Annotated in this window: 1 protein-coding gene; it reads left to right on the forward strand. The window is 73.5% G+C overall.

The window, feature by feature from the left end:
- Nucleotides 1–2185, forward strand: a 2185-nt coding sequence (gene dnaE / locus GUY61_RS37735; RefSeq protein ID WP_166634797.1) for a DNA polymerase III subunit alpha, incomplete at both ends; no start/stop codon positions are given.

Below are 2185 nucleotides of genomic sequence, written 5' to 3' on the forward strand. Positions count from 1 at the left end.
GTTCTCCTCGGACCGGTCTCCCCGACCGGGCGGGCCCTCGCGGCGGGGCGGGCCGACCTGGCCGCCCGGCTGCTCGGCACCTGGCGGGAGCGGTACGGCGACGCGCTGCGCCTGGAGGTGGTGCACCACGGACGCACCGGCACCGGGCCGGGCTCGCTGCGCCTCGCCGCCCGCACCCTCGGTCTCGCCGCCGAGCAGGGTGTACGGGCCGTGCTGAGCAATGCCGTGCGGTATGCCGATCCGGGGCAGGGGCCGGTCGCCGACGTCCTGGACGCGGCCCGCCGCCTGGTCCCGGTCGACCCGCGCCGGGGACTGGACGGCGGAGAGCGCTGGCTGAAGGACCCCGGCGCGATGGCGGCGATCGCCGAGCGGGTCGCGGAGGCGGCCGGGCTCGGCAGGGACGCCGCGCGCCGGCTGCTCGCCATGACCGAGGAGACCGCAGGCGCCTGCCGCGTCGACCCGGAGGACGACCTGGGCATGGGCCGGGTCCACTTCCCCGAGGCGCACCTCGTCGGCGCGGGCCCCCGCAGCGCGGAGCGCGTGCTGCGCTCCCGCTGCGCCGCCGGCATGGTGCTGCGCGGCCACGAACGGGACCGGGAGCGCTGGGAGCGGCTGGAGACCGAGCTGGACATCATCGAGCACCACGGCTTCTCCTCGTACTTCCTCACCGTCGCCCAGGTCGTCGACGACGTACGGGACATGGGCATCCGGGTGGCCGCGCGCGGCTCCGGCGCCGGCTCCCTGGTCAACCACCTCCTCGGCATCGCCCACGCCGACCCCGTCGAGCACGGTCTGCTCATGGAGCGCTTCCTGTCCAAGAAGCGACAGGAGCTGCCCGACATCGACATCGACGTGGAATCGGCCCGCAGGCTGGACGTCTACCGGGCGATCATCGGCCGCTTCGGCACCGAACGCGTCGCGACGGTCTCCATGCCGGAGACCTACCGGGTGCGCCACGCGATCCGGGACGTGGGCGCCGCCCTCTCCCTCGACCCCGCCGAGACCGACCGGCTCGCCAAGGCCTTCCCGCACATCCGGGCCCGCGACGCCCGTGCCGCGCTCGAGGAACTGCCCGAACTGCGGGCCCTGGCCGCCGACAGGGAGAAGTACGGGCGGCTGTGGGAGCTGGTCGAGGCACTGGACGGGCTGCCGCGCGGCATCGCCATGCACCCGTGCGGGGTGCTGCTCTCCGACTCCGCGCTGCTCTCCCGCACGCCGGTCGTCCCCACCAGCGGCGAGGGCTTCCCCATGTCGCAGTTCGACAAGGACGACGTGGAGGACCTCGGGCTGCTCAAGCTCGACGTCCTGGGCGTGCGGATGCAGTCGGCGATGGCGCACGCGGTCGCCGAGGTCGAGCGGGCGGCGGGCGAGAAGGTGGACCTGGACGCGGTGCCGCCCGGCGACCCGGCGACGTACGAGCTGATCCGCTCCGCCGAGACACTGGGCTGCTTCCAGATCGAGTCGCCCGGCCAGCGGGACCTCATCGGGCGGCTCCAGCCCGCCACCTTCCACGACCTGGTCGTCGACATCTCACTGTTCCGGCCCGGGCCGGTCGCGGCCGACATGGTGCGGCCCTTCATCGAGGCGCGGCACGGGCGCAGGCCTCCCCGCTACCCCCACAAGGACCTTCAGGAGCCACTGCGCGAGACCTACGGGGTCGTGGTCTTCCACGAGCAGATCATCGAGATCCTGCGCATCATGACCGGCTGCGGACGGGACGAGGCGGACAACGTGCGGCGCGGCCTGTCCCACCCCGAGTCGCAGGACCGGATCAGGACCTGGTTCGCGCGGCAGGCGGGGAAGAAGGGATACGAGCCGGACGTGGTCGCCCGCACCTGGGAGATCGTGGAGGCGTTCGGCAGCTACGGTTTCTGCAAGGCGCACGCGGTGGCCTTCGCGGTGCCGACGTACCAGTCGGCCTGGCTCAAGGCGCACCACCCGGCGGCCTTCTACGCCGGGCTGCTCACGCACGATCCCGGGATGTACCCGAAGCGGCTGCTGCTGGCGGACGCGCGGCGGCGGGGCGTTCCCATCCTGCCGCTGGATGTGAACCGGTCCGCCACGCATCATCGAATCGAACTGGTGTCTGATGCGGGTGAGGGCAAGGGAGCTGACGGGAAGGGAGCTGACGCTCCGGCAACCGTCGGCGCGGGTCCGGGCGGCGCGGGTCCGGGCGGTGCGGGTC

Source organism: Streptomyces sp. GC420 (genome assembly GCF_009916105.1).
Classification (GTDB): domain Bacteria; phylum Actinomycetota; class Actinomycetes; order Streptomycetales; family Streptomycetaceae; genus Streptomyces.